1 protein-coding gene is annotated in these 559 nt (G+C 59.4%); it reads right to left on the reverse strand.

Features of this window, described 5'->3' with window-relative positions; genetic code table 11:
* Positions 1-559 (reverse strand): hypothetical protein (locus tag CSQ89_RS21880; RefSeq protein ID WP_308418214.1); only part of this gene is annotated, 559 nt, incomplete at both ends.

The following is a 559-nucleotide window of genomic DNA, read 5'->3' on the forward strand; positions in this document are numbered from 1 at the left end:
TCCAGGCTGCGGCCCAGCACTTCATGCGCCAGCGTATTGGCCTGTGCAATGTCTTGCGGCGTCACTTCCACGTACTCAATCTGCCGATCCCCTACCGTCAAGGTCTTGATCGGGCGTTGGTACTGGTGCAGTAAGGCGATCGTGTCGATCAGGGAGAGGTACTTTTCATGATCGCGTCGCGTCCGCGTGCGGTCGTCCAGGAAGGTCAATTGATCCGCAAACGGATTTACCACCGCCAAGGGACGCAACAAACGCTGGGCATTACGCTGCAACGCCAGCACCGCATCCTTGGTTTCCTTGCCCAGGAAGCCTTCCAGCGTGCGCCGTTCCCGTTGCCGGCGGTGAATCGCTGCCGTCTGCTCGCGGCCTTCATCCACGCTAAGCACCAAGCAACGATTCAACAGTTCTTCGTCGATGTCGATGGCCGTGGTGGTCATGAACAGGCTCATCGGGCCTTCCACCCGGTATTCCTGCGCCACCAGATTGCCATTGGCGTCGGAGCCGGTGCTGGCCATCGTCAACTCACCATCCGATTGCAGCAGCTTCAAGGCATAGCTGG

Source organism: Chitinimonas sp. BJB300 (genome assembly GCF_002735695.1).
Classification (GTDB): domain Bacteria; phylum Pseudomonadota; class Gammaproteobacteria; order Burkholderiales; family Chitinimonadaceae; genus Chitinimonas.